General features: G+C 66.0%; 30 protein-coding genes and 1 tRNA gene. 16 read left to right on the top strand and 15 right to left on the bottom strand.

Annotation, left to right across the window (positions count from 1 at the left end):
* Positions 1–126: 126 nt before the first annotated feature.
* Positions 127–210: transfer RNA gene (locus N0B15_RS07035), tRNA-Ser, on the bottom strand.
* Between the two features lie 47 nt (positions 211–257).
* The gene (locus N0B15_RS07030; protein ID WP_263018915.1) at positions 258–998 is read right to left on the bottom strand and encodes a hypothetical protein; all 741 of its coding nucleotides are present in this window, start codon (positions 996–998) and stop codon (positions 258–260) included.
* A gap of 132 nt (positions 999–1,130) precedes the next feature.
* On the opposite strand from N0B15_RS07030, the gene N0B15_RS07025 reads away from it, so the two are divergent.
* Complete coding sequence (locus tag N0B15_RS07025) at positions 1,131–1,355, top strand: hypothetical protein (RefSeq protein ID WP_263018914.1); 225 nt, start codon at positions 1,131–1,133, stop codon at positions 1,353–1,355.
* A 1-nt stretch (position 1,356) separates the two neighbouring features.
* On the opposite strand, the gene N0B15_RS07020 is transcribed toward N0B15_RS07025, so the two are convergent.
* The 3 genes from N0B15_RS07020 to N0B15_RS07010 are packed head-to-tail and all read right to left on the bottom strand — an operon-like array spanning position 1,357 to position 3,524.
* Positions 1,357–1,989: a uracil-DNA glycosylase gene (locus N0B15_RS07020; RefSeq protein WP_263019213.1), complete on the bottom strand. Its 633-nt coding sequence runs from the start codon at positions 1,987–1,989 to the stop codon at positions 1,357–1,359.
* Positions 1,990–2,046: 57 nt separating this feature from the next.
* Entirely contained in the window at positions 2,047–3,150 is a 1,104-nt protein-coding gene (locus tag N0B15_RS07015) for an Mrp/NBP35 family ATP-binding protein (RefSeq protein WP_263018913.1), read from the bottom strand.
* A 53-nt stretch (positions 3,151–3,203) separates the two neighbouring features.
* Entirely contained in the window at positions 3,204–3,524 is a 321-nt protein-coding gene (locus N0B15_RS07010; RefSeq protein ID WP_263018912.1) for a DUF7969 family protein, read from the bottom strand.
* A gap of 129 nt (positions 3,525–3,653) precedes the next feature.
* Between N0B15_RS07010 and N0B15_RS07005 the strand changes: the two genes are divergently transcribed.
* From N0B15_RS07005 to N0B15_RS06990, 4 genes are all read left to right on the top strand, one after another.
* Entirely contained in the window at positions 3,654–4,505 is an 852-nt protein-coding gene (locus N0B15_RS07005; protein ID WP_263018911.1) for an eIF2B alpha/beta/delta subunit family protein, read from the top strand.
* A 91-nt stretch (positions 4,506–4,596) separates the two neighbouring features.
* Positions 4,597–5,883, top strand: a complete 1,287-nt coding sequence (locus N0B15_RS07000; RefSeq protein ID WP_263018910.1) for a TIGR00341 family protein — start codon at positions 4,597–4,599, stop codon at positions 5,881–5,883.
* Positions 5,884–6,207: 324 nt separating this feature from the next.
* Positions 6,208–7,347 carry a Gfo/Idh/MocA family protein gene (locus N0B15_RS06995; protein WP_263018909.1) on the top strand — a complete coding sequence of 380 codons (1,140 nt, stop codon included), beginning with the start codon at positions 6,208–6,210 and terminating at the stop codon, positions 7,345–7,347.
* A 124-nt stretch (positions 7,348–7,471) separates the two neighbouring features.
* On the top strand, positions 7,472–8,686 hold the full coding sequence (locus N0B15_RS06990; RefSeq protein ID WP_263018908.1) for a hypothetical protein: 1,215 nt from the start codon (positions 7,472–7,474) through the stop codon (positions 8,684–8,686).
* 34 nt (positions 8,687–8,720) lie between these two features.
* Here the strand turns inward: N0B15_RS06990 and psmB are convergent, their stop codons facing one another.
* Both psmB and N0B15_RS06980 read right to left on the bottom strand, forming a co-directional pair.
* On the bottom strand, positions 8,721–9,452 hold the full coding sequence (gene psmB / locus N0B15_RS06985; protein WP_263018906.1) for an archaeal proteasome endopeptidase complex subunit beta: 732 nt from the start codon (positions 9,450–9,452) through the stop codon (positions 8,721–8,723).
* 127 nt (positions 9,453–9,579) lie between these two features.
* Positions 9,580–9,759: a hypothetical protein gene (locus N0B15_RS06980; protein WP_263018904.1), complete on the bottom strand. Its 180-nt coding sequence runs from the start codon at positions 9,757–9,759 to the stop codon at positions 9,580–9,582.
* A gap of 351 nt (positions 9,760–10,110) precedes the next feature.
* Here N0B15_RS06980 and N0B15_RS06975 point away from each other — a divergent pair, with 351 nt between their 5' ends.
* The 3 genes from N0B15_RS06975 to N0B15_RS06965 all read left to right on the top strand — a co-directional run bounded on the left by N0B15_RS06975 (position 10,111) and on the right by N0B15_RS06965 (position 11,401).
* Entirely contained in the window at positions 10,111–10,467 is a 357-nt protein-coding gene (locus N0B15_RS06975) for a DUF555 domain-containing protein (protein ID WP_263018903.1), read from the top strand.
* 74 nt (positions 10,468–10,541) lie between these two features.
* The gene (locus N0B15_RS06970) at positions 10,542–11,081 is read left to right on the top strand and encodes a CBS domain-containing protein (protein ID WP_263018901.1); all 540 of its coding nucleotides are present in this window, start codon (positions 10,542–10,544) and stop codon (positions 11,079–11,081) included.
* Between the two features lie 89 nt (positions 11,082–11,170).
* The gene (locus tag N0B15_RS06965; RefSeq protein ID WP_263018899.1) at positions 11,171–11,401 is read left to right on the top strand and encodes a hypothetical protein; all 231 of its coding nucleotides are present in this window, start codon (positions 11,171–11,173) and stop codon (positions 11,399–11,401) included.
* 1 nt (position 11,402) lies between these two features.
* On the opposite strand, the gene N0B15_RS06960 is transcribed toward N0B15_RS06965, so the two are convergent.
* The 6 genes from N0B15_RS06960 to N0B15_RS06935 form a co-directional block, all read right to left on the bottom strand.
* Complete coding sequence (locus tag N0B15_RS06960; RefSeq protein WP_263018897.1) at positions 11,403–12,101, bottom strand: ABC transporter ATP-binding protein; 699 nt, start codon at positions 12,099–12,101, stop codon at positions 11,403–11,405.
* Positions 12,101–12,880, bottom strand: coding sequence for an ABC transporter ATP-binding protein (locus tag N0B15_RS06955; protein WP_263018895.1), 780 nt, complete (start codon positions 12,878–12,880; stop codon positions 12,101–12,103). The genes N0B15_RS06960 and N0B15_RS06955 overlap by 1 nt, the downstream gene beginning before the upstream one ends.
* Positions 12,880–13,962 carry an ABC transporter permease subunit gene (locus tag N0B15_RS06950; protein ID WP_263018893.1) on the bottom strand — a complete coding sequence of 361 codons (1,083 nt, stop codon included), beginning with the start codon at positions 13,960–13,962 and terminating at the stop codon, positions 12,880–12,882. The genes N0B15_RS06955 and N0B15_RS06950 overlap by 1 nt, the downstream gene beginning before the upstream one ends.
* Positions 13,959–14,855, bottom strand: coding sequence for an urea ABC transporter, permease protein UrtB (gene urtB, locus N0B15_RS06945; RefSeq protein WP_263018892.1), 897 nt, complete (start codon positions 14,853–14,855; stop codon positions 13,959–13,961). The genes N0B15_RS06950 and urtB overlap by 4 nt, the downstream gene beginning before the upstream one ends.
* Positions 14,848–16,110, bottom strand: coding sequence for an urea ABC transporter substrate-binding protein (locus N0B15_RS06940; RefSeq protein WP_263018890.1), 1,263 nt, complete (start codon positions 16,108–16,110; stop codon positions 14,848–14,850). The genes urtB and N0B15_RS06940 overlap by 8 nt, the downstream gene beginning before the upstream one ends.
* A gap of 411 nt (positions 16,111–16,521) precedes the next feature.
* Positions 16,522–17,940, bottom strand: a complete 1,419-nt coding sequence (locus N0B15_RS06935; RefSeq protein ID WP_263018889.1) for a metal ABC transporter substrate-binding protein — start codon at positions 17,938–17,940, stop codon at positions 16,522–16,524.
* A gap of 146 nt (positions 17,941–18,086) precedes the next feature.
* Here N0B15_RS06935 and nikR point away from each other — a divergent pair, with 146 nt between their 5' ends.
* The 8 genes from nikR (at position 18,087) to N0B15_RS06895 (ending at position 24,248) form a co-directional block, all read left to right on the top strand.
* On the top strand, positions 18,087–18,491 hold the full coding sequence (gene nikR / locus N0B15_RS06930; RefSeq protein WP_263018887.1) for a nickel-responsive transcriptional regulator NikR: 405 nt from the start codon (positions 18,087–18,089) through the stop codon (positions 18,489–18,491).
* Positions 18,492–18,754: 263 nt separating this feature from the next.
* Positions 18,755–19,129, top strand: coding sequence for an urease subunit beta (locus N0B15_RS06925; RefSeq protein WP_263018885.1), 375 nt, complete (start codon positions 18,755–18,757; stop codon positions 19,127–19,129).
* On the top strand, positions 19,126–20,829 hold the full coding sequence (ureC, locus tag N0B15_RS06920; RefSeq protein WP_263018883.1) for an urease subunit alpha: 1,704 nt from the start codon (positions 19,126–19,128) through the stop codon (positions 20,827–20,829). Before N0B15_RS06925 ends, ureC begins: the two co-directional genes overlap by 4 nt.
* The gene (locus tag N0B15_RS06915) at positions 20,826–21,236 is read left to right on the top strand and encodes an urease subunit gamma (RefSeq protein WP_263018882.1); all 411 of its coding nucleotides are present in this window, start codon (positions 20,826–20,828) and stop codon (positions 21,234–21,236) included. Before ureC ends, N0B15_RS06915 begins: the two co-directional genes overlap by 4 nt.
* A complete protein-coding gene (gene ureG, locus N0B15_RS06910; protein WP_263018880.1) occupies positions 21,236–21,853 on the top strand; it encodes an urease accessory protein UreG in 618 nt (205 codons plus the stop codon). Before N0B15_RS06915 ends, ureG begins: the two co-directional genes overlap by 1 nt.
* Positions 21,850–22,854, top strand: coding sequence for an urease accessory protein UreD (locus N0B15_RS06905; RefSeq protein ID WP_263018878.1), 1,005 nt, complete (start codon positions 21,850–21,852; stop codon positions 22,852–22,854). The genes ureG and N0B15_RS06905 overlap by 4 nt, the downstream gene beginning before the upstream one ends.
* Before the next feature lies 1 nt (position 22,855).
* Positions 22,856–23,560: an urease accessory protein UreE gene (gene ureE / locus N0B15_RS06900; RefSeq protein ID WP_263018877.1), complete on the top strand. Its 705-nt coding sequence runs from the start codon at positions 22,856–22,858 to the stop codon at positions 23,558–23,560.
* The gene (locus N0B15_RS06895) at positions 23,550–24,248 is read left to right on the top strand and encodes an urease accessory protein UreF (RefSeq protein ID WP_263018876.1); all 699 of its coding nucleotides are present in this window, start codon (positions 23,550–23,552) and stop codon (positions 24,246–24,248) included. Before ureE ends, N0B15_RS06895 begins: the two co-directional genes overlap by 11 nt.
* 13 nt (positions 24,249–24,261) lie before the next feature.
* On the opposite strand, the gene N0B15_RS06890 is transcribed toward N0B15_RS06895, so the two are convergent.
* Positions 24,262–24,720 carry a response regulator gene (locus N0B15_RS06890; RefSeq protein ID WP_263018874.1) on the bottom strand — a complete coding sequence of 153 codons (459 nt, stop codon included), beginning with the start codon at positions 24,718–24,720 and terminating at the stop codon, positions 24,262–24,264.
* A 121-nt stretch (positions 24,721–24,841) separates the two neighbouring features.
* Positions 24,842–25,912 carry an ABC transporter permease gene (locus tag N0B15_RS06885; RefSeq protein WP_263018872.1) on the bottom strand — a complete coding sequence of 357 codons (1,071 nt, stop codon included), beginning with the start codon at positions 25,910–25,912 and terminating at the stop codon, positions 24,842–24,844.
* Positions 25,913–25,915: the final 3 nt, after the last annotated feature.

The following is a 25,915-nucleotide window of genomic DNA, read 5'->3' as shown; positions in this document are numbered from 1 at the left end:
GAACCACGGGAAGACGGTCGCGCTCACTCCGTTCGCGCGCTGCGACTTCCCTGATTCAAACCCATCCGTTTCGCGTTGCTGCTCACAGACTCCTCGCTCCGCTCGTCGCAATTGTTCGCAGCAAAACGGTGGGGATGGGATTTGAACCCATGAGGCTTGACAGCCAGTTGCTCTCAAGGCAACCGCGTTGGGCCGCTCTGCCACCCCACCTCGAGTACCACTTCCAGAGCGGGTTAAAAAGCGTTGTCGGTCTCCGCTCAGTTCCGCCCGACTGCAGGTCCCTCCTCGACGATCAGCCCCAGTTCGGTGACGGCCGCCGCGGTCGCCTCGGGAATCGCCCGCCCGGCGAGTCGGCGCGCCTCGAGTCCGGCAATCGTTGCACACAGGCCCGCCTCCGTCTCGAGCGTCGGCACCATCGGCGCGAAGCCCACGCCGAGGTCCGCGTCGTGTGCGCGGCGGGCGACCCGCGAGAGCGCGGGCGTTCGGTAGGCGTCGGTGAAGTCGATCGGTTCGGTGAAACACGACAGGTACACCGCGCCGCCGTCCGTCGGCCCGAGGACGACTTCGCTGCGTCTGCTCGACATCGCCGCGCCGTCGATCTCCGTACGCGAGACGAGCGGCGCGTACGGACTCAGCACGCCGACGCTCGCGTGCTCCTCGCGCTCGAGTAAGTGCGTCACCGTGTTTCCGATGCGCGCGCTCTCGCCCGAGCCGACCTGACGCTCGAGACGGACGTCCTCGCTCGAGTCGAGCGCCGCTTCGACGAGGGCGGCGGCGTCGGCCGCTGCGGCTGAGGTGTCTTCGCCGTCCCCGCCCGCGTCCGCCTCCTCGCGGTAGTTGACCAGCAACTCGCCACCGCTCGCTGCGACCGCTCGGAGCACGTCGACGGCCGCCGCTCGAGCGAGCGTCGTCGCGTCGGCGGCGGTCAGGTCCGTCTCCTCGACGAGCGTCGTGGGGTGGGCGGCCGAACGGGTGTCGACGGGAACGACGACGATCATACCGAGACCACGACCGCGGCCGCCTTGAACGCGGCGTTTCACGCTCGCAGTCGCCACGGCCCACCGTGCGCTCGCACTCCTGTCACTCGCCTCGGGAGACCGTTTATCCGGCCGGAAGCCGTCTACGGAGCTATGACACTCCCGAGCCGCCTCGCTAGCGTTCTCGCCGCCCTGCTCGTCGCCGTCACCGCGGCCCTCGGCGGCTGGACGCTGCTCTCGACGCTCGCACTCGAGCCAGCCGACGGCTCGCTGATCGCGCCGACGGTCGCGACGCTCGTCCTGACGGCCGTCGTCGTCTTCGCGCTGTTCGCCGCCGGGGCGCGTTCGGACCGCTGGCTCGAGAATCCCTACTGGTAGGTCAGCGCTCGCGCGAGCCTTTCGTCTGGCGGTAATCGCTCGCCATGAGCGCGGCGAAGTGTTCGACCCAGTCCTGGGTCTGGTCGTCGGTCTGTTCGAGCGGGTCGATCATCGGGACGAGTTCGAAGCCACGGCCGCGGACCGTCGTCGCGTGATCGCGCTCGAGGTCGAGACGGTCGGCCGGCGTCGTCGTGTACTCCCTGGCGAGTTCGGCTAGCGCGCGCTCGCCGACGGGGATCAGAATCTGTGGGTTGATCATCCGAATCTCGGCGTTGAGGTAGGGTTCGCAGGTGTCGACTTCCTCGTCGGTCGGCCGCCGCTCGGGGTCGCGACAGCGCGTGAGCGTCGTCAGGTAGACGTTCTGGAGGGTGGGTCGCTCGAGCGGAGAGCCCATCATGCAGAGACCGAGGCGCTGGAGGATGCGCTGGAAGCGCTCGCCGCGTTCGTCGCCCGCGAAGGGGACGCCGACCTCGTCTGCGCCCGTACTCGGCCGTTCACCGACGAACAGGAAGTCGGCGGCGACGTCGCCGTAGCCGTGGACCACCTGCGTGCGCGTCTCACAGAGGGCCGGACAGTTACGGCAGTGTTCGTCCATGCCGAACGGGTTCGCCCGGCTTTGCTGGTTCGCGTCCACGCCCGTCGTTCGGCCGGCGGAGGGAAAAGCCACGCGCTCTCCGCTCGAGACGGGGCGCTACTCCTCGGGCGGCGTCCGCTTCTCGACGGCCGTCGAGACCGCCTGGCGGTGGACGATACCGGTGTTGTTCGCGACGTTCTCGGTGAGCGTTCGGAAGGCGTCTGCGGTCTCGCCATCCTCGTCGAGGACGGTCGGTTCGCCGGCGTCGCCGCCCGCTCGAACCCGCGGGTCGAGGGGAATCGAGCCGAGAAACGGCAGGTCGTGGACGTCGGCGAACGCCTCGCCGCCGCCTTCGCCGAAGATGTCGTGTTCGCTTCCGCAGTCGGGACAGACGAACGTCGCCATGTTCTCGGCGATGCCGAGGACGACCGTGTCGTGGCGGGCGAACATCTGGAGTCCCTTCCGTGCGTCGTCGAGAGCGACTTCCTGAGGGGTCGTGACGACGACCGCACCGGTGACGGGAATCGTCTGGAGCATCGTCAGCTGGGTGTCGCCCGTCCCCGGCGGCAGATCGATGATCAGGTAGTCGAGGTGGCCCCACTCGACGTCCTCGGTGAGCTGGGTGATCACCTTGTGGACCATCGGTCCCCGCCAGATGACTGGGTCGTCCTCGCCGACGAGAAACGCCATGCTCATCAGCTTCACGCCGTACTTCTCCGGCGGAACGAGCGTCTGGTCTTCGGTCGCCATCGGCGGTTCGTCGGCGTCGACCATTCGCGGCACGTTCGGCCCGTAGATGTCCGCGTCGAAGAGTCCGACGCGCGCGCCCAACTGGGCGAGCCCGGCCGCGAGGTTGACCGCGACGGTCGACTTCCCGACGCCGCCTTTGCCCGAGGAGACGGCGATGACGTTCTTGACGTTCGGGAGCACCGGCTCTTCGGCGTGCGCCTGGTCGTCCCGGCCGGGGATGCTCGCCGAGAGGTCCGGTTCGATGTCGTCCTCGGCGAAGGCGTCTCTGACCGCTCCCGCGATGGCCGTCTCCGTCGGGGAGTACGGGGCCCCGAGAGCGAGGTCGATAGCGACGGCCGCTCGCTCGTCGTCGGATCGGTCACCCTCGCTGCTGACGGTAATGTCGTTGACGAGACCGAGAGAGACGATGTCGTCGCCGAGTTCCGGGTCCTCGACAGTTCGTAACCGCTCGCGAACGGCGTCTTCGTCCATGCCACCGCTTCGAGACGCGCGCTCGAAAAGCGTTGTGTTCGCCCGCTCGCGACTCAGGGGAGAAAATCGAACCGCGGGCCGCCGTACGTCGGCGGTTCGGGCTCGAGTTCGACGCCGTGTTCGAAGCGGACGAAGTTGAGGTAGAACGGGCGGCCACAGCCCGCAGCCGGCTCGCCCTCGAGCGTTCTCGTCTCGCCGTCGCCACAGACGAACGCGAGACCGTCGGCCGACTCGCGCGCCGGGTCGTCGGGCGTGGCGTACTCCCAGCCCGCCTGTGGTCCCATCGTGACCGATCTGTCGGCCAGTTCGGCTTCCCGCTCGACGGGCCGGACCGCGCCACAGTGTGGACAGGTGTAGGTGACGGTGACGGTCATCGGTGGGTGTAGGCGTCGTCGCATCCTAAGGGCATCGTCCAGGCGTCGGCGTCGTCCTCGCGTCTCCAGGCGCCGGAGGAGCCAGCCGTACCCGGAACACCTTTTGCTCACAGCGGAGTCTGCTCGAGTATGATCGACGAGACGGCCGAGGAGATCCGAGAGATGCAGACCCACAGCTCCTCCGTAGTCGCCGTGAAGGCGGCTCGCTCGCTCGAGGAGCTGTTCGACCGGGAGTTCGCCACCGTCGAGGAGTACACGCGCTCGCTCGAGCGAAACGCCGGCGCGCTCCGCCGGGCGAACCCTTCCCACGCCTCGCTACAGACCGCGATCCACGACGTCGTCGACACGGTCGTCTCGGGGGAATCCGAGAGCGTCGAAGACGCGAAAGTGCTGACCGCGGAGACGATCGACGAGGTCGTCGCTCGGATCGAAGACGGCAAGCGACTCGCCGCGGAGAACGCCGCGGCGGTTCTCGACGACGGCGCGACGATTCTCACGCACGACTACTCCTCGACGGTGATCGAGGCGCTCGAACTCGCCACCGACGCCGGAAAGACGTTCGACGTCTACGTCACCGAGGCGCGCCCGCGCTACATCGGCCGGAAGACCGCCCGTCAGCTCGCCACGGTGGAGGGAGTCGACGTGACGCTCGTCACCGACAGCGCCAGCGGCTACGTCCTCGAGACGTGCGACCGCGTCGTCGTCGGCATGGACTGCATCGTCGAGGACACCCTCTACAACCGCGTCGGCACCTTCCCCATCGCCGCCGCGGCGAACTACCTCGAGGTGCCCGTCACCGTCCTCGGCTCGGCCGCAAAGGTCGTCACCGAGGGGTTCGTCTTCGAGAACGAGTTCCGCTCGGGCAGTGAGGTCATGCTCGAGCCAGTCGACGGCTTCTCGGTCGAGAATCCGAACTACGACGCGACGCCGGTCGCGCTGCTCGAGAGCGTCATCACGGACGAAGGCCGCCACGAGTTCTGAGACCGGCCCGGACGGGCGTATCGTTTCGGTCCCGGTGAGAGTCACGCTCGGAGCCAACGCCTCCTACCCCGTTGGCTCGCCTACCTGGTGTATGCGACTCGTGCAGGTACTCGTCCCGGTTGGTGAACGCGAACTCGTGATCGACGCGCTCGAGCGTGAGGGGACGGCGTTCGCCGTCACCGAGGAGGTCGGTCCGGGTGGGTTCGAAGCCATCGTCTCGGTTCCGGTCCCTCCGAACGGTGTCGAACCGTTGCTCGAGCGACTGCGGGAGGCGGGTCTCGACGAGGACTCGTACACGGTCGTCCTCTCGGCGGAGACGGTCGTCTCCCGGCAGGCCGAACAGTTGCGCCGCCAGTTCTCCGGTACGCGCATCTCGAGAGAGGAGTTACAGGCGCGGGCGAGAGAACTCGCCCCCGAGCGCTCGACGTACCTCGCGTTGCTGGTGTTGAGTACGGTGATCGCGACGGCCGGACTGTTGTTGAACTCGGCGGCGACGATCATCGGTGCGATGGTCGTCGCGCCGCTGATGGGACCGGCACTCGCGGCGAGCGTCGGGGTCGTCGTCGACGACGACGAGTTGGCCGCTCGAGGCGTTCGCTTCCAGGCCGTCGGACTGCTCCTCGTGGTGGTGACGGCCGCGCTCATCGGTATCTCCCTCCGGGGAACGGTGTTGTTGCCTCCAGGGTTCGACATCACGACGGTCCCGGAGATACACGAACGAACCACGCCGGGCGTCCTCTCGCTGTTTCTCGCGCTCGGGTCGGGCGCGGCGGGGGTGGTGAGTCTGACGCGCAACGTCGGGTCGGTGCTCGTCGGCGTCGCCATCGCCGTCGCACTCGTTCCGCCGGCGGCGACGGTGGGTCTCGGCGTGGCCTGGGGACATCCGCTGGTCGTGGTGACCGCGGGGACGCTCGTGTTGGTCAACCTCCTCTCGATCAACCTGACGGCGCTGTTGATCCTCTGGCTCTCGGGCTACCGGCCCCAGCACGTCGCCGGAACCGACCGCGCACTCGAGGCGCTGCGCTCGCGGGTGACGGTTCTCGTCGTCGCCATCGCCGTCCTCTCGCTCGTGCTCGCGGGCGTCACCTACGGCACGTACCAGAGTGCAGCGGTCGAGCACGACGTCTCGAGCGAACTCGAGGCGATGAGCGACGACCCCTTGTTCGAGGACCTCCGGTTCCACGAGGTGGCCGTCGAGTACGAACCGGTCGACGTCTACCTCGGGACGCGTCCGGACGTGACCGTCCTCGTCGAACGGCCGCCGGGGGCAGACGAACCGCCTGAACTGGTCGAGATCGTCAGAGAGCGGTTACAGAGTGCGACCGGCACCGACCCGCGGGTCACCGTCGAACTCGTCGATTCCCAGCGGAGCGCGTGACCGGCCCGGTCCAGGGCTGGTGAGGAGCGTCCGCCCGACACAGGCACGTGAGCGTCGACGGCAGGTGCCGGGTGCCGGCTACGAAACCTACACATTCACCGCCCGTAATTCGATCTTACTGAACGATTCACTCGGATTTTGGCAAAACGTTCTGGAAATTGTGACTGTCTTACGATTCGTATTGCATAATCAGTCACAACCCTTATTTCGGTCGCATGCTGCATATCTATCGATGAACTGCTGGCACACGCTTCGAACACGAGCGCAACACTCGGTTGATCGATCCCTCCGTCGCACTCAGCCGAATAAATTGGGGGTTTCGACGTGATTTCGCGAGACGTCGGCGTGGGGATCGTCGGACTGGGGGGGATGGGCCACCTCCACGCAGCCAGCGTCCGCGACCTGGGGGCGGAGGTCGTCGCTGGTGCCGACGTCTCACCCCAGCAACGCGACCGATTCGCCGGCGAGTTCGGCGTGACCACCTACGACGACCACGAGGATCTCGTCGTCGACGAGGCGGTCGATGCCGTCATCGTCACGACGCCGAACCGGTTTCACGAACCCATCGCCGTCGCCGCGCTCGAGGCAGGCTGTCACGTCCTCGTCGAGAAACCGCTCGCGCACACGCTCGAGTCCGCTCAACGGATCGCCGACGCCGCAGCGGCGGCCGACGGAATCTGCATGGTTGGCTTCCACAACCGCCACGCGGCGGGAACGGCGATGTTCACACAGCAACACGAGGGGGGCCGCTTCGGCGACCTGACCCACGTCGAGGCGAACTACATCCGCCGCCGAGGCGTCCCGGGACCGGGGTCGTGGTTCACCAACCCCGAACTCGCCGGTGGGGGTGCGCTGATCGACATCGGCGTCCACGCACTCGATCTCGCGCTCTACGTGCTCGACTTCCCGGAGGTCGTCGAGGTCAGTGGGGTGGCACGTTCGACGTTCGGACGCGACGAGGAGTACGCAGACCCGGAGGGCTTCGGCAGCAACTGGAACGCCGGCAACGACACCTACGAGGTCGACGACTCGGTCACCGCCTTCATCCGCTGTGAAACCGGCCAGACGATCAGTCTCGAGGCCGCCTGGGCGACCAACCGTGAGCCGAGTTCCGACCTCCACATCCGCGGCACCGAGGCGGGCGCGCGACTCTCCCTCGGTAGCACGAACCTCTCGATACTCGAGACCGGAACGGTCGGCTGTGACCACTACGCCGACGTCGAACTGACCGGCGACGCGTCGATGCTCGGCTACAAAGAGCAGGACCAGACGTTCCTCGAGACCGTCGTCACTGGCGAGGAACCGACCGAGAACACCGTCGAGGAAGCGCTCCTGGTCCAGCAGATTATCGACGCGATCTATCGCTCGAGCGAGACCGGACGTGCTCAGCAAATCGACACCGGCGTCGACTGTGACACCCAGTCGCCTTCGGTGCAGTCGACGCCACCCGTCCGTTCCCGCTGAACGGCGGGGGTCCACACCTCCTCGCGGTCGGCGTTCTCTCTGGCCTGCGACCGCAGCGACGTCGCGGGCGAATACGTCTCGGCCTACAGAAACGTATTTACTCCACCACCATTTCTGTCAGCATATGGACTTGACGAGACGGCGGCTGGTCGCCTCGGTTCCACTCGGGAGTGCGCTCGCACTGGCAGGGTGTGTCGAGTCGGCCGACCTCGAATCATCGGCCGGCGACGACGCCCCGACGAGCGACGACGACGCCCCGGGGAGTGCCGGGGGCGACGATACCGCTTCGGGACCCCACACAACGAGACCCCTCTACGAACGGTGGCTGCCGGCCGAGGAGACCTACGAGTACGACCTCCTCGAGTTCGCCGCACTCGAGTACGACGCGGTCGACCCGGCCGCAGAACCGCTCTTTGCGGACCTGCGTGACGAGATGAACGACGAGGTCGAGTTCCTCTCGGACCCGACCGCGATAGACGCCTTTCTGGTGTTCAGCGGTGGAATCGTCTTCGAAGGCTCGTTCGACACCGACGCGGTGGCTACAGCACTCCGTGAGGAGGGTGAGAACGAGCGAACTGTCGGGGAGTTCACAGTGATCGACGTCACAGACCGCAGGACGGACGCCGTCGCGTTCGACTCCTCGACGCTCGTCCTCAGCGAGCGGACGCTGTCCGCGACGGCACAGCCGGTCTCGACCCCGTCCCTGCTCGAGACCGGCCGTGGGGACGCCCCACGGCTACTCGAGACCGACGCCGATGCAGCACTGCTCCTCGAGTCGGCCGTCGAGGCTCGAACCGACGACCCAGCGTTCGTCACGTTCAGGCTGGAGGCGGACGCGACGGGCGAACCCCGAGAGGGGAACGCGATGGCGTGGTGGTTCGGCCCGGACCGGATCCAGTTCGTCGGTGGCTACCTCTTCCCGGCGGACGCCGAGGCGGACCCGGAGACCGCAGCGCAGGCCGCAGACGCCATGGTCGACCTCGAGCGCTTTCACGACACCGACGTTTCGCGCGAGGGGCGGGTCGTCACCGTCTCGGCGACGGTACCGACGGGAGACCTCGAGTCGTTCGAACCCGAGGCGTCGGACCAGGAGCCTGTCAGGGCGGGCGTCTCCCTCGAGTACGACGGCGAGACCGTCCAGGTGCTGATCACGTCGCTCAGTCAGGGCGCCAACGAGGTCACACTCGAGATTCTCGTCGACGGGGACGTCGCCGAGACGGTCACGGAGCCTGCAGTCGGTGAGAGCTACACAGTCGACGTACAGTCGGGGTCAGACGTCACTATCGTTGGGGTTCACGAGTCGGGAACGCGGACAGTGATCGCTACGAAGGACGTGTGAGCGGGAAAACGGGCGGTTCGTGGCTTCGATCCAGTTAGACGACGTCGTCGAAGTCGTTGTGGCCGTGGATTTCGACGCCCTCCTCGGTGATCTCACAGAGGAAGACACCGTTGCCGGAGCCGGTGTCACGCTCGGCGGCGGACTTGATGCCGCGGGCGGCGATGGTCATCGCCTCCTCGTTCGAGAGGTCCTCCTCGTAGGCCTGTTCCAGGTGGCCGTAGGCGAGTTGCATCCCGGAGCCAGTGACGGTGTAGTCGTCCTCGAGACAGCCGCCGGCGGGGTCGATGCTGAAGACGTGGCTGCCCTCGTCGTCGACACCGCCGAGGATGGGGTGGATGGCGAAGAACGGGCCACCGCGGGCGAAGTTGGCCGCGAGCGTCGCGAGCGCGTTGATGCTCATGGTCTCGCCACGGCGGGACTCGTAGAGGTTGACCTCCGCGCGCAGGCTCGAGATGAACGACTGAGCGCCGCCGACGCTGCCGACGAGGGTGAGTGCGGCGGTGGGGTGGATCTGTTCGACCTTCTGGACGTTCTTGTTCGAGACGAACCGGCCGCCGAGGCTCGCGCGCATGTCCGTCGCGATGACCACGCCGTCGGCAGTGGAGATGCCGATGGTGGTGGTCCCGGTCTTGTTCACGTTGTCCAGCTCGCCGTGCGAGCGGTCGTTCTGGGGGAGCGCACCGAGCTCGGGGTCGTAGGGATTCGGCTCGTCGCGCAACTGCTCGAGCGTGCTGGAGAAGTCGGAATCGTATCTGGGCGTTCGCATTGTGCATCACTAACGACCGGGACGGTATAAAACATCGGCGTTCACTACGTACGTTCTCCGCTACCGATCGAACGGGAGCCACGGCTCTTCGGTTTGGTGGAACTCGAAGAACAGTCTCCTATCGGTCTCAGGCCATCGTTGCTTGCGCGTTCTCGTATCTCTCACCGACGTTCGTGAGCAGCCGGTGGATCGGGAGGGTGTAGCCGACCTGGTGGGCGGCGATCGCCAGCGGCATCACGAAGATACCGAGGGCGATGGTCAGCTGATACAGTGCGAACAGGCTCGCGCAGTACACGCGGGATTTCATCGGCGTTCGCCCGACTCGAGCAGCAGGGGATACATAACCGTTTTGGACATCCAGAATTTATAATGATTGTAAACCTCAGTTCGGGTCGCCGCCGTCGTGCGATTCAACTGTGGTTGTCTTCGGGTCAACTGAAACCGGATTCGGTCAGCACCACACGTATGTGGGAACGAATCGACTCGAGCCTTTCGCGTAAGTTATCTCCATAATTCTCCTCTCGTGCGCGCCGGAAATCGTCCTCGAGAGGCAGTGTGTGCCGTGTATACTCCTCCCACGCGCGGCCGTCTTCGAAGGGGGTCTGGTCGCGACGGACGAACCGCAAAGCAAGAAAGGGCTGAGAGCACAGGTGAGTGTATGGGAAACTATCTGGTCGGGATGGAGGCCGCGTGGCTCGTCCGTGACGTCGAAGAGATCGACGACGCCATCGGGGTCGCCGTCAGCGAAGCTGGGAAGCGACTGAACAACTCGAACATGGAGTACGTCGAGGTCGAAGTCGGGGCGACTGGCTGTCCCGCCTGTGGCGAACCGTTCGACTCGGCGTTCATCGCCGCCAACACCGCCCTCGTCGGACTCGCCCTCGAGATCGACATCTTCAACGCGGAGGGCGAAGAGCACGCATCCCGCATCGCCAAGAGCGAGATCGGTGGCGCGCTCCGGGACGTCCCGCTCTCGGTCGTCGACGTCTTCGAGGTATCCGAGGACGAAGACTGAGCGTCGCCCGCGTCGGTCACCCGAACTTCGCACCGACCCAAACACATTTCTATAACCCGTGGTTATTGAGATACATGGAACTGCCGACGCCCGCCGACCTCCGCCAGCGGAGGACCGATCTGGGATTGACCCAGAGCGAACTCGCAGACCGCGCCGACGTCTCGCAGCCGTTGATCGCCCGCATCGAAGGCGGCGACGTCGATCCGCGGCTCTCGACGCTCCGGCGCATCGTCAACGCACTCGAGACCGCAGAGAGCGACGTGATCCGCGCCGCAGACCTCATGCACGAGGAGGTCGTGAGCGTCGCTCCCGACGACCCGGTGAGCGTCGCCGCCTCGCGCATGGCGAACGAGGCCTACTCCCAGCTAGCCGTGATCCAGGACGGCATCCCCGTCGGGTCGATCAGCCAGGGTAGTCTCGCACACCTCGAGGAGGAGGCCCGGGACGAATCCGTCGAGCGCCACATGGACGAGAGCTTTCCGACGGTGTCGAAAGACGCCACGCTCGACGAGATCAGCAACCTGCTCGACCACTACAAGGCGGTCATGATCACCCAGGGCGGTCAGACCGTCGGCATCATCACCGAGGCGGACCTGGCAGCACGCCTCTCCTGAGACCCTCTCTTCTGGGTTCGTCGGACGGCCGCCGCTCGAGCGAGCGCAAGATATAATTCACCACTCCGACAATTCTGCGGACGATACACGTGCAGCCGACATCCACACCGCGGGCTCGAGGCTGGCTGTGGCACGCGTTCGTCTGGTTCGGCCAGACGCTGCTCCTCTCACTCGTCGTCTACGTCGCCATCGGCCACGTCCTCTCCCTCCAGGGACACGACCCGACGGTCGCACAGCTGTTGGCCGTCGGACTCGTCGGCTCCCTCTTGCTGTTCAGACAGGTCGAGAAGATGACCGTCGCGGCGCGCTCGAGCGCGTAGCCTACACCGCGAGGTAGGCGGCGACCTCGTCTCGAGAGGCGAGGCGGTCGCCCTCGAGTTCGTCGACGATGGTCCCCTTGTCGATGGCATAACATCGCTCAGAGAGGTTCTGGACGACGTGGAGGTTCTGCTCGACGAAGAGGATCGTCGTTCCCAGGTCCGCACTCAGTTCACGCAGATCGCGCGTGAGATCCTGGACGATGGAGGGCTGGATCCCCTCCGATGGCTCGTCGAGCAAGAGGAGTTTCGGGTCGCCGACCAGCGCGCGCCCGATCGCGAGCATCTGTTGCTGGCCGCCGCTCATCGTCCCCGCCTTCTGGCTGCGGCGCTCTTCGAGGATCGGGAAGTACTCGTAGACGGTGTCGTAGTGGAGCGTCTCACTCGCTTCGTTGATCGTCTCGCCCATCTTCAGGTTCTGTTCGACCGTGAGTTCGGGGAAGACGTCCCGTCCCTGCGGGATGTAGCCGATTCCCCGCCTGGCGCGCTCGTCCGCGCGTTCGTCGGTCACGTCCCGGCCGTCGAACCGGATCGTCCCCGCGTCGGCCTCGAGTAAGCCGATGATCGCCTTCACCAGCGTCGTCTTGCCGACGCCGTTTTTCCCCATGATGCCGACGACTTCGCCGGCGTCGACGCTGACGTCGACGTCTCTGAGGATCGGCGTCTTCCCGTAGGAGACGCTCAGGTTCTCGATCTCGAGCATTAGGCTCCCTCCCCCAGGTAGATCCGCCTGACCGCCGGGTCGGCTTTGACCTCCTCGATCGTTCCCTCGGTGAAGATCGCTCCCTGGTGGAGCACCGTCACCCGGTCGGCGATGCGTTCGACGAAGTCGATGTCGTGTTCGATGACGACGAACGCGACCTCCTCTTCGGCGCGTAAGGCCTCGAGTAGGTCGGCGATCTCTGCGGTCTCCTCGATCGACAGCCCCGCGACGGGTTCGTCGAGCAGCATGAGTTTCGGCTCGAGCGTCATCGCCATCCCGATCTCGAGGCGCTGTTGCTGGCCGTGTGAGAGGTTCGCGGCGACGGTGTCGATCTCCTCGAGTAGGTTGAACCGCTCGAGGGTCTCGCGTGTGCGCGCTTCGAACTCACCGGGCGTGGCGACGCGCTGGAGCGGGATCCTGACGTTGTCGCGGACGCTGAGTTCGGGGTAGAGACTCGGGACCTGGAACTTCATGCTGATGCCGCGGTCGACGCGTTCGTGCGTCGGCAGGTCGGTGACGTCCATCCCGTCGTAGTAGATCGAACCCGCCGTGGGTTCGTGACGGCCGGTGACGAGTTTGAGGAACGTACTCTTGCCCGCGCCGTTGGGTCCGATCAGACAGCGCAGTTCGCCCTCTTCGACGGCGAAGTCGACGTCGTCGGTGGCGACCAGACCGCCGAACTGCTTGCGTAACCCGCGCGTCTGGAGGATGCGCGAGGAGGTCTCTCCGGTCTCTTCGACCGCGGGCGTCGTCCTGATCGTCGGGTCGCTGACGCTCATCAGTCACCCACCTCCTCGCTGGGGGCGGGCGATGCTGGGCGCCGGTGTTCGACGAGCACGTCCCTGACTGCAGGCGCGATGCCGTTCGGCAACAGGACGATGACGAGCACCAGCGTGCTCCCGACGATGACGAGTGCCCACTGGTCGTGGAACTGGAACTCGAGCGTCTGGATGGCGATGGCGGCGGCGATGGTGCCGATGATCGACTCGCGACCGCCGATACTCGCCCAGATGACGGGCATGGCGGCGGCGGTGATCGCGAACTGGCTGGGGTCGATGTAGTTGCCCCAGGTGACGAACAGGACGCCGCTGAGACCGGCGATAGCGCCGCCGATGGTGAACGTGACGAACTTGATGAAGGTCGTGTCGTAGCCGAACATCTCGGTCCGGTCTTCGTCCTCGCGCGTCGCGATCATCGCGTAGCCGAAGCGGCTGTTGACGAGGACGCGCAGGCCGAGGTAGACGGCGACGACGGTCGCCAGTGCGGCGTAGTAGAACGCGACGCCGTCGAAGGTGATTCCTACGTCGCCGACGCCGATACCGAGGTTGCCGATACCGACCATGCCGTTGAAGCCGCCGAGGCGGGCGTCGCCGATGGCCCACTCGCTGCCCGCGGTCTGTTGCATGAACGTGTGCAAGACGATGGCGACGACGAGCGTCATGATCGTCACGTAGACGTCGCGGACGCCGCCGTAGAACATGAAGTAGGCGAGGACGGCCGCGAACAGCGTCGAGACGCCGATGGCGGTCACGATCCCGAGCGTCATTCCGGTGTAGTTCGTGACGTTGATCGTCACGATGCCGAACGTGTAGCCTGCGACGCCGAAGAAGGCGACCTGTCCGAAGCTGAGGATGCCACAGTAGCCCCAGATGAAACAGAGGCTCACGCCGAGCAGCGCGAAGACGAGGAACATGGCGATGCGGTTCGCCGCCGACGCGCCGAACAGTACGGGATAGGCGGCGAAGACGAGCACCGCGAACGCGAACGCGATCCAGAACCCGTTGGTGTTCCCCATCGTGTTCGGTCCCTCGAGCCGGCCACGGACTCGGCCGACGACCGACGTGGTCGGACGCCCGCTCATGCGCGTTCCCTCCGCTTCTGACGGATCGTCTCGATCAGGCCGGTGATCCCGTTCGGCATGAGCCTGATGGCGAGGATCGCGGCGACGAGCATCGCGACCTGGCCGATGAAGGTCCCGCCGAGGGTCGTAAAGCCCGCGTTGACCGCCCCGAGGAGACCGCCCGCGAGGGGCGTTCCGAGCAGGACGGAGGGACCGCCGACGACGACGGCGACGAACGCCTCGACGAGAAAGCCCGATCCCATCTCCGGGTTCATCGACCTCGCGGGTGCGTAGAGTGCGCCGGTCAGTCCGGCGAGCGCCGACCCGATGGCGAACGTCGAGGTGTACATCCGATCGGTGTCGACACCCATGCTGCGCGCGGTGTCCGCGTCTTGCATGGTCGCTCGAGCGCGGACGCCGAAGTCGGTTCGCGTGAACAGCCAGTAGAGGCTGACGAGCGTGAGCAGCGCTACGCCTGCCAGTGCGACCCGGTAGGTCGAGTAGGAGTACGGCCCGAAGCCGATCGAACTGAACGGGGTGCTGATCTGGGGCAGTGAGTTCCCGAAGGCGATCCGTGTCAGCTGAATCATCACGATGCTGATCCCGAAGGTGACGACCATCGAATCGAGCAGTCGCCCGTAGAAGCGGTGGATGATCGTCCGCTCTAAGATGACGCCGTAGACGGTCGTGATGGCGACGCCGATGACCATCGCGAGCACGAGCGGCGCACCGGCGTGAAACGCGAGCGTCGTGGCGTAGGCCCCGACGAGGATGAACTCCCCGTGGGCCAAGTTGATCACGCCCATCATGCCGAAGATGATCGCGAGACCGACCGTCGCGAGGACGATCACCGCGAAGCTATCGAGGAACTGGAACGCGAAGCTCAGTACTCTGTAGAGGTCGAACTCAAACATCGTAGAAGTCTTCGGGTTCGTACTGGGTCTGCTCGGGCGTCTCGGTCAGGTCACAGCCCACCTCGTGGAGGAACGACGGTTCGATGTACTGTTCCTCGAAGAACTCGAGTTCGTGGCTCTCGTCGGCGTGGCCGACGCGCATGTGGTGGGTCATGTGGTGGGTCGCCGGATCGAGTTCGATCGTTCCCTCCGGGGCGTCGACCTCGACGCCTGACTCGAGGTGGGCGATGACTTCCTCCTGGTCGAAGGTGCCGACGGCCTCGACGGCCTCGGCCCACATGTGGACCGAGAAGTAGTTGTTCTGGGCCTCCTGGTTGATGTAGGGGGCGTCCGGGAACTTCTCGTAGAAGGCGTCGACGAACTCCTGGCTGCTGTCTGTCTCGACTTCCTCCATGTAGTTGACGCCGACGTAGACGTCGGTCAGCCCCGGCGGATCGATACGCAGGTGTTCGTAGCCCTGGGCCATCGTCGTCGAGGAGGCCATCGGGATCTCGAGTTCGTTGTCGGCGCGCTGGCTGTAGAAACTCTCGTGTTCGTTGCCGACGAGCATCGAGGCGATGAAGTCCGGGTCCTCGCCCTGGATGTTGTTGATCGTCGAACCGAAGTCGGTCTCCTCCAGGGGGATGTACTCCTCGGCGACGACTTCCGCGCCGTGTTCCTCGGCGAAGATCTTCACCCAGTCACCCGAAATCTGGCCGAAGTTGTAGTCGGCAGCGATCGTGTAGATGCGTGGGCCGTACTCCTCGATCATGTACGGAATTACCGCGCCGAGTTGCTGGCGGGCCGTCGCCCCGACCGGGAAGATCGTACTGTCACAGACGCCGCCCTCGTACTGCGTCGTGTAGAAGTACAGCTGGTCGTGCTCGTTGACGATCGGACGGATCGCCTCGCGCGTCGCACTCGAGTAGCCCGCCCAGAGGGCGACGACGTTCTCGTCGGTGATCGCCTCTCTGGTGAGTTCACGGTAGCGCTCGTTGTCCGATTGCGGGTCCGGGTCGAACACTTCGATCTCTTCGCCGAGGACGCCACCCGCCTCGTTGAGTTCCTCGACGGCGAGCAGCGACGCCTGCCACTTCGACTCGCCGTTGAGCGCGAACGTCCCGGAGCGATCCTCGAGCACACCGATCGTCGGTGGCCCGTCGTCGTCGTCGGAGCCGCCGAGGAGACCACCGTCCGCCGTACAGCCAGCCAGCGCCGAGAGCCCACCCGCACCACCTGCCGCGAGAACCGCCCTGCGAGAGAGTCGTCCGTTCATGCACGGTCACCGCTTGCAGTTTCGACATTCGGACATTCGTAGCAAACCATTCGGCCCATATCCCACATATGATCGCTCATTGTGTACACTTGTGGAAAATAGGGTTGATATAAAAGGCTTTGCACCAGAGAATACAATCTCTACCCGTGAATATTCCTTTCCTGTTACAATAGGTGATGAGATAACCGTCCTAATATTTTGGACGCACGTTTGTCACACGGCCTGGGGAGACACAAACGTCCAGGTAGCACCTCGCACAGATGTAACTCGACTGTCGGCTCGTCGTCCACCCGGACGACGGCGTTCGTCTCTACCGACAGGACGTGAACAGCAGTCGTCGAGAAACAGACAGAACGGCCGCCTCGAGCGTCGCGCGCGTCAGCGGTACGAGTATGTACACGGTCCCGGACACTACTGCGCACCGAGCGCCTTCTCGAGCGCGGGCAGGGTAATCTCCTCCATCTGGCCCAGGTAGTCGCCGTAGCCCGCCTCCTCCCAGGACTCGACGATGCTCTCGGCGGGTGAGACCATCAGCGCCTCCTCGGCGCTCGATTCGGCGACGATGGCTTCCGCCAGGCGGTCGCCGTCGAAGTAGTCCCAGAGGACGTACGCGAGTCCCTCCTCGTCGATCAACTCGACCGTCTCTGCGATCTCGCCGCTCGAGGGCTGTGCGTCGGGGGAGAGTCCGACCGGGGTGTGAATCTCGAAGCCGTAGCGCGCGCCGAGGTACTGGAAGGAGTCGTGACCGGCGAGGACGACCACGTCGTGGTCGCGCTCGGCCAGTGCGCGCTCGAAGCGCTCGTGGAGGTCCTCGAGCCGTTCGATGTAGCGGGCCGCGTTCTCCTCGTAGACGGCTTCGTTGGCCGGGTCGAGGTCGATCAGTCCGTCGCGGATGTTCGCGACGCCGCGCTGGGCTAACACCGGGTCGGAGAAGAACTTCGCGTCGTACTCGCCGTGGCTGTGGCCGTGATCCCCATCGCCGTGGCTGTGTCCATAACCACCGTCTCCGTGGCCGTGGCCGTCGCCACCCGCCCCGTCCGCCCCGTCCGCCTCGCCGACGGCCACCTCGAGCGGCGGGGCCTCCCAGACGACGCTGCCATCCTCGCGGAGTTCGAAGACGACCAGCGTCGTTCCACTCTCCACACCTCGGAGGTGGACGTGGTCGCCGTGGGAGTCGATCTCGAGGACGTCACTCCCACCCTCGGCTCTCGCGTCGAACGCGTACGCACCCTCGAGTGAGAACGCCACACCGTCGCTGTCGGTGAACACCGCACCGAGTGAGACGTGGCTCCCGAGCGGGACGGCCGGCAGCGACCCGTGCCAGTGGCCGTAGTGGGCGTCGGCAACCGCCTCGTCGTCCGCACGGTCGATCACGACGAGTTCGTCTACGTCCGCGTCCTCGATCCGCTCGTCGTGTGTGTGGCCGTGGTCGTGGCCGTCGTACTCGAGTAACTCGATTCCTGCGAGCGCGTCGATGAGTGCCACCTCGCCCTCGTACTCGCGTTCGATCTCGCGTGCGGCGGTCTCCGCCCAGGGCTGGAAGCCCTCGACGTCGAGGTAGACGAAGGCGTCCGACTCGAGGATGTCCGGGACGAGCGAGGTCCGTGGCTCCCAGCCGTGGCCGTGGCGTTCCGGCGGGACCGCGTTCTCGACGGCCAACTCCTCGCCGGCGACGTTTCGCGCGAAGTCGGCGAGCGTGAAGAAGGAGGCGAACACCGACTCCGGGCCGGTTGCTGCCCCGCTCGCACCCGGTGGCTCGAGACAGCCCGCCACCCCACCGACCGCCACGGCTCCCCCACCAGTGAGTACCGATCGTCGCGTGTATTCCATCGGTGGTCTCCGTTTTGTCCTGCTCGTCTTATACTTAATATATTACTCATAACTCTTGTAGTACTACTATTATCTAAATCTGAATTGAAATAAAGTGAGGACCGAAGAGAAGGAGGATGTATACGGATCGGATTCGAACACCGCCTATGGCAAAGCGGGTAGAACGGGTGAGTCTGACGCTTCCCCACGACCTCGTCGCCGACCTCGACGCCGTCGTCGACGAACGCGAGTACTCGAGTCGGTCCAAAGCCGTCAGGGACGCCCTCCGTGCGTTTCTGACCGAACACGACTGGGAGCAAAACGCCGCGGAGACCCAGCGCGGATCGATCGCCCTCGTCTACGACCACGAGGCGACGGGGATCAACGACCGCCTGCTCGAGATTCAACACGACGTCGCGGGAGTCATCGTGGCGACCCAGCACGTCCACTTCGACGCCCACCGCTGTCTCGAGACGGTCATCGTCGAGGGTCCCGGCGAGGAGATCCGTGACCTCGTGAGCACCCTCTCGAGTCTCGACGGGATGAAACACGTCCAGTTCACGCCGGTCTGACGGCGCGGGCGGTTTTCGGCGGCAGCGACCGCCCGTTCGGACATCGGCCACTTTCTCGGCAAACCTTTCCAGATAGTTGGCGCTGTCTCGCTCCCTGAGGACGATTTTTTCTTTTCACACTATTCGACAGCCACAGCGCGTTCTCCCCTTATGAATGGGCGGATTCACGCCAGAATGTCACCAAGAGTAACGCACTTGGTTCTTATTCGCAAACGCCACACCATGCGAACGAGTACTCGCGGACGAGACGGACGTGATCGGCAGTGACCTCCTTAACACCGGGGGAGGTACTCCCCGCCGACGACCCGGTGACGATCAACGAGGGCCGGGAGACGACGACCGTCACCGTCGAGAACACGGGGGACCGGCCCGCACAGGTCGGCTCTCACTACCACTTCTTCGAGGTCAACCGCGCGCTCGCGTTCGACCGCGACGCCGCCTACGGCACCCGGCTGAACATCCCCGCCGGGACCGCCGTCAGGTTCGAACCCGGCATCGAGCGCGAGGTCGAACTCGTCGCCATCGGTGGCGACCGGCGCGTCTACGGCATGGCCGGACTCGTCGAAGGCCCACTCGACGACGAGGGGGCGAAAGCGGACGCACTCGAGCGCGCACGCGACGCGGGGTACATCTCGTGAGCCGCGACCTCTCGCGCCGGGAGTACACCGACCTGTTCGGCCCGACGACGGGTGACCGGCTCAGACTCGCCGACACCAGCCTGCTCGCGCAGGTCGAGGTCGACCACACCGTCCCCGGCGAGGAGGCGGTCTTCGGCGGCGGAAAGACGATGCGCGACGGGATGGGAATGTGCGCGCGGGCGACCCAGGCCGAAGCGCTCGACTGGGCGTTCACGAACGTCGTGATAATCGACCCCGTGCTGGGCATTCAGAAGGGAGACGTTGGCGTCCGCGACGGCGAAATCGTCGGCGTCGGGAAGGCCGGCAACCCGGACACGATGGACGGCGTCGACATGGTCATCGGCCCGAGTACCGACACCGTCCCCGGCGACGGCCTGATCGCGACGCCCGGAGCGCTCGACGTCCACGTCCACTTCAACAGTCCACAGCTGATCGACCACGCCCTCGCCAGCGGCGTGACCACCATGTTCGGCGGCGGCTTCGGCGGCGGCGCGACCACCTGCACGCCGGGTCCCTGGAACATCCGGAAGTTCCTCGAGGCTGCAGAGGCCTGGCCGGTCAACGTCGGCTTCTACGGCAAGGGCAACGCGAGCCACCCCGACGCCATCCACGAACAGATCGAAGCGGGCGTCGCGGGGCTCAAACTCCACGAGGACTGGGGGTCGACGCCCGCCGCCATCGACACCTGTCTCGAGGTGGCCGACGAGGAGGACGTCCAGGTCTGTATCCACACCGACACGCTGAACGAGTCGGGTTTCGTCGAGGACACCTTCGAGGCCATCGACGGCCGGACGATTCACACCTTCCACATCGAGGGTGCGGGCGGCGGCCACGCCCCCGACGTACTCGAACTCGTCGGCTTCGAACACATGCTGCCTTCCTCGACGAACCCGTCGATGCCGTACACCGTGAATACCTTCGACGAGCACCTCGACATGGTGATGGTCTGTCACCACCTCAATCCGAACGTCCCCGAAGACGTCTCCTTCGCCGAGTCGCGCATCCGCGCCGAGACCATCGCCGCTGAGGACGTCCTCCACGACACCGGCGCGATCTCGATGATGACCACCGACTCGCAGGCGATGGGCCGGATGGCCGAGTTGATCTGCCGCACCTGGCAGACGGCGGATAAGATGAAACGCCAGCGTGGCCCACTCCCCGGCGACGAGGGAACCGACGCTGACAACCGCCGGATCGAGCGCTACGTCGCGAAGTACACCATCAACCCGGCGATCACCGCGGGCATCGACGACTACGTCGGCTCGCTCGAGCCGGGAAAACTCGCCGACATCGTCCTCTGGGAGCCCGCCTTCTTCGGGATCAAACCACACACCGTGATCAAAGGCGGCTTCCCCGTCTGGAGCCAGATGGGCGAGGCCAACGGCTCGCTGATGACCTGTGAACCCGTGAAGATGCGCCCGCGTGCGGGCGCGATGGGCGCCGCCAAACGCGCCCTGAGCCTAACGTTCGTCAGCCAGGCGGCCGTCGAGGCCGGCATCGACGACACCTACGGTCTCGAGACACCCGTCAGGGCGGTCCGGGACATCCGCTCGGTGTCGAAGGCGGATATGCTCCACAACGACACCTGCCCCGACGACATCGACATCGACGCCCAGACGTTCGAGGTCTCGATCGACGGCGAACCGGTCACGTGCGAACCGGCTGACGAACTGCCTCTCGCACAGCGGTACCTGCTATGATTCTCTCACCGAAAGAAGACGAACGCCTCACGGTGTTCATGGCTGCAGAGCTCGCCAGACGACGCAAAGACCGTGGTGTCGAACTCAACCACCCCGAGACGGTCGCCTACATCGCCGACTGGGCGTGCGAACGCGCTCGAGACGGCTGGTCGGTCACCGACATCCGCGCCGAGGCGACCCAGTTGCTCACCCGCGAGGAGGTGATGGACGGCGTCCCCGAGATGGTCGAGATGATCCAGGTCGAACCCGTCTTCCCCGACGGGACGAAACTCGTGACCATCCACGAACCCATCCGGGCGGACTCGCGAGCCCAGCTCGAGGGCGAGCGAGCGGGCGACCTCGACGATGCCGACACCGACGGCGCTCGTACCGATGCTGACACCGACGACACGATGGAGGGCGAGTGATGGGCTACCGAGACGTCGCGAAGATCGGTATCGGCGGTCCCGTCGGCTCCGGGAAGACGGCACTCGTCAAACACCTCGTCCCCGACCTCGTCGACCTGGGCTACGAGGTAGGCGTCATCGCTAACGACATCATGACCCAGGAAGATGCCGACGTGTTGCGCCGGGCGTTCGCCGAGACGGTTCCCGAGGACCTGGTTCGCGGGGTCGAGACCGGCGCGTGTCCCCACACCGGCATCCGCGAGGACCCCTCGATGAACCTCGCCGCCATCGACGAGTTCACCGAGTGGAACCCCGACCTCGACGTGGTGATCGTCGAGAGCGGCGGCGACAACCTCGCGGCGACGTTCAACCCCGAACTCGCCGACTACTTCGTCTTCGTCATCTCGGTCGCCGAAGGCGAGGACATCCCCCGGAAACGCGGTCCCGGCGTCACCCAGGCCGACCTGCTCGTCGTCAACAAGACCGACCTCGCCCCGTACGTCGACGCCGACCTCGAGGTGATCGACAGAGACACCCGCGAGGTCCGCGGGGGCGACCCCTACGTCTTCACCGACTGCAAGTCCGGGCAGGGGATTCCCACGGTTCGCGAACACATCGAACGCGTGTTGTTCGCATGAACGCACGCGAGACCGGCACACACCGGCGACACCGGGGGAGCGCACACAGTCCCCGGGCCGACGACTCGAGTCCCCCACTTCCACCGGCGTTCGAAGCCTACGGTGAGCAACCGCTCGCGCAGGCACCCGCCGCCGGGCCGGGGAAGAACGGGCTGCTGGAACTCGTCCTCGCGCGCGAGGGCCACGGCCCGACGCGTCTGCTCTCCGACCGGACTCGAGTGCCCTACCACCTGACCGGCACCCTCTCGTCGGACCCCGCCCCCGGAGTGACGACGCTCATCGCCCAGGAGCCGACCGGCGGCGTCGCACAGGGTGACCGCCACCGCGTCGACGTCGAGGTGCGCGCGGGCGCACGCGCTCATCTCGCCACACAGGGCGCGACCAAGGTCCACAGCATGCACACGGACTACGGCCACCTCGACGCCACCTTCTGTGTCGGGCCCGGTGCACACCTCGAGTACATCCCAGGGCCGACCATCCTCAACGAGTCCGCGCGCTGTCTCCAGACGACGACGGTCGACCTCGCTCCCGACGCGGTCGCCATCCTCGGCGACGTGGTGGTCGCCGACGGTCTGAGCCACCACGAGGCGTTCAGCTTCGACCACTACCGGGCGCGACTCGAGGCGCGCCGTGGTGACGACCTCGTCTGTGCGGATGTCGTCGACCTGCGCCCATCCGAACGCGACCCACGCGGTCCGGCGAGCGTCGGCCCCTACGACGTCGTGGGGACGCTCTACGCGTTCGTTCCCGATTCCACAGCCGACGCCGAGACGCTCACAGACCAGATCCACGAGCGCCTCGCCGCCGCGTACGACGACGGATTCGACGACGGACCGCCCCCGGTCCACGCCGGGGTGTCGACGCTCCCCGCCGACGCCGGGGTCGTCTGTCGCGTGCTGGGTCACCGCGGCGCGGACGTGACCGACGCAATCCGACTCGCGTGGGAGCAGGTCAGACGCGCGACGCTCGGCGTCGGTCTCGGACCCGACCGGAGGTACTGAGATGGAGCGCATCGACAGCGTGCTCGGCAACGTCCACGCCGACATCGACCTCGCGAGCGCTCGAGCGGCCCACGACGCCGCGGGCACACTCGAGCGCGTCGTCCTCGACGAGACCGAGCGCCGGCGCTCGCGCCTGCGCGTCACGACCGACGCCGGGACCGATCTCGGCATCGTCGTCGACCGACCTGCACTGTCGGGTGGCGACGTCCTCGAGCACACCCCCGACCGGATGATCGTCGTCACACTCGAGCCACGCGACGCCGTCGCCGTCACGCTGCCCGATCCGACCGCCGAGGGACTGGCGCTCGCGGCCGAACTCGGCCACCGGATCGGTAACCAGCACTGGGACCTCGCGGTTTCTGGGGGAGCCGTCTACGTTCCGCTCGTCGCCGACCGCCACATTCTCGAGCGTATCGTCCGTAGCGTCCTCCCCGACTGCGAAATCCACGCCGTCACGGTGGACGCGGAACTGTTCGCCGCCGACCCGGGCGCTCACGGGCACACCCGCGGTGGGGCGGCCGCCCACCAGAGCCACGGCGACGAGGGCGCTCCTCACCACCACGGCCACGACGGTACTGACCACCACCACAATCACGACGGTGATGATCACGAACACGACTCTCGTGGTGCCGACCACCACCACAGTCACGACGGTGATGATCACGAACACGACGGCTCGAGCGAGCACGAGGACCATGCCCACTGACTCGAGTGCGTTCTTGACCGCACTCCGACTCGCCGACTCCTCGCTGCCGGTCGGCTCCTATACGGCCTCTTACGGCATCGAACAGTACGCCAACGAGGGGCTGCTCGAGGAAGTCTCTGACCTCAGGGCGGTCGTGGAAGCCTATCTCGAGCGCGTCGTCGGTCCCTGTGAGACCGTCGCCGTCGCGAACGCCCACGCTGCGAGTGCGGACGGGGATCTGGATGGGGTGCTCGCGGTCGACGAGCGCCTCCACGCCGTGACGCTGCCACGCGAGTTCCGCGAGAGTTCGACCAGGGCGGGGGGCCAGTTCTGTGACCTGTTGCTAGCGGCGGCGGACGGTGAGGCGGTGGCTCCCGCCTACGCCACCGCGGTCGAGGCGGGGACGACGCCGGGTCACTACGCGGTCTGTTTCGGCGTCTACACGCAGGCGGCCGGTCTCGAGTGCGAGGTTGCGTGTCTCACCCAGGGCTACGCCTTCCTCGTCTCGTTGCTGGGGGCTGCCCAGCGACTCGGCCGGTTCGGACACACGGACGTGCAGTCGGTTCTCGAGTCGACGCTGCCGGTGCTCGAGGAAGTCTGTGCGCGCCACGTCGAGACGCCGCTCGGGGAGATGGGCGCGTTCGCGCCGTTCGCAGAAGCCATGGGGATGCGCCACGAGCGGGCGACGCGGCGGCTGTTTATGAGTTGAGCCGGCCACCGAGTCACTGCTCGTGTTCGGGCAGTCTGACGATGGAGAACCAGAGGTCCTCGAACGTGGCGACGGTCTTGATGAACTCGAAGGGATCGACCGGCTTGATGAGGTAGGCGTTCGCGTGGAGGTCGTAGGATTTCACCACGTCCTCTTCGCTCTTCGAACTCGTGAGGACGATCACCGGGATCCGCCGCAAGTTGGGATCTCCTTTCACTTCGGCGAGCACCTCGTCGCCGTTCTTCCGCGGCAAATTGAGGTCGAGCAGGACGATTTCGGGTCGTGGCGCATCCGTGTACTCGCCGCGCTGATAGAGGAAGTCGAGCGCTTCGACGCCGTCTCCAACGACGTGGAGCGTGTTCTCGATGTTCCCCTCCTTGAACGCCTCCTCTGTGAGTCGAACGTCGCCGGGATTATCCTCGACGAGGAGAATGTCTACGGGTGCAGCTCCGGTGGCTCGCGACTCGTCCATGGCACCTCGTTCGTGGCCGAGAGGGATAACGGAACCGCTGCCTACGCCCCCTCTCGTGATCCCCCTCCACTCCTGACGAGGGAGACCGACGGACACCGTCGGCCGTTCCGCTCGAGCCTGCTCAGAGCGACTCCGCCTCGAGACGGGCCACTCCCCACCGGACTCCAAAGAACGTGGCCGCGCCGAGGAGGCAGTAGCCAGCGAAGAGGAGCCACGTCACCGACGTAGCGCTACCGACGGCGAGTTTCGCGACCGTGTTCGCCGGGTGCTCGGGCAGGACGCTCGCGACGACCAGTATGCCAATGACGGTGCCGGAGAACAGCAGCTGTGCCTGTCGCCGGTCCGGCGCGACGAGTGCGATGGCGACGCCAGCGCCGACGACGATCAGCGCGAGCGCAGCGACGAGTATCACCAGTGCCGGCACGTTCGCCACGGCCGTCCCGTTGAGCACGAGCAACACCAGCCAGGCGATCGCCTGGACCGGTGCCAGCGCCGCCATCGAGACGAGTTTCGCGTCGACTACGTCCGCGAGCGAGAGCGGAGCCACCCGGAGTAACTCGAGCGTCCCCCGCTGGCGCTCTTCGGTCAACGAATCGACGACGATCGACCCGCTGATGAAGACGGGTAAGAAGAGCAACAGCGGCAGTAACACCGTGTAGGTGAAGCCGAAGTAGGGACTCGCACCCGCGTCGGCCGGAACGGCGAGCGGGACGGTCTCGAGGCGGTCGACGGAACTCGCCCGCTCGGTACGTTCGACGTCCTCGAGGAGACCACGTAGTTCGACGATCAGGAGCGTCGTTCCGATCCCTTCGTCCGGCGCGGTGACGCGCACGGCCAGCCGCCCGTCGGCGTCTCGACTCGCGTCGAGGACCGCAGCGACGCGTCGTTCCTCGAACGCGCTGTACGCGCTCGAGCGGTCCGATGCCCAGCGTGCGTCGATGCCGTCCCGTTCGGCCGCGGCGGCGAGTAGCGCTTCGGGGTCGTCGCCCGTGACGGCGACCACGAGTTCGCCGCCTTCGACGGACGTCGGGTCGTACAGCGAGACGAGTCCGACGACCAGAAACGAGGAGAACGCCGCGATGAACACCTGGATTACGATCGCCAGTACGATCGTCTTCTCCGTACGAAGCGAGGCGAGTTCCCGCCTGGCGATCGCCCACTTCGCGCTCCAGGTCGCCTCGCTACCGAGCATGCG

The organism is Natronobiforma cellulositropha (assembly GCF_025629245.1).
GTDB classification, from domain to species: Archaea; Halobacteriota; Halobacteria; order Halobacteriales; family Natrialbaceae; genus Natronobiforma; species Natronobiforma cellulositropha.
Note: the sequence above shows the minus strand (reverse complement) of the source record. Positions and strands in the feature narration are given on the sequence as shown.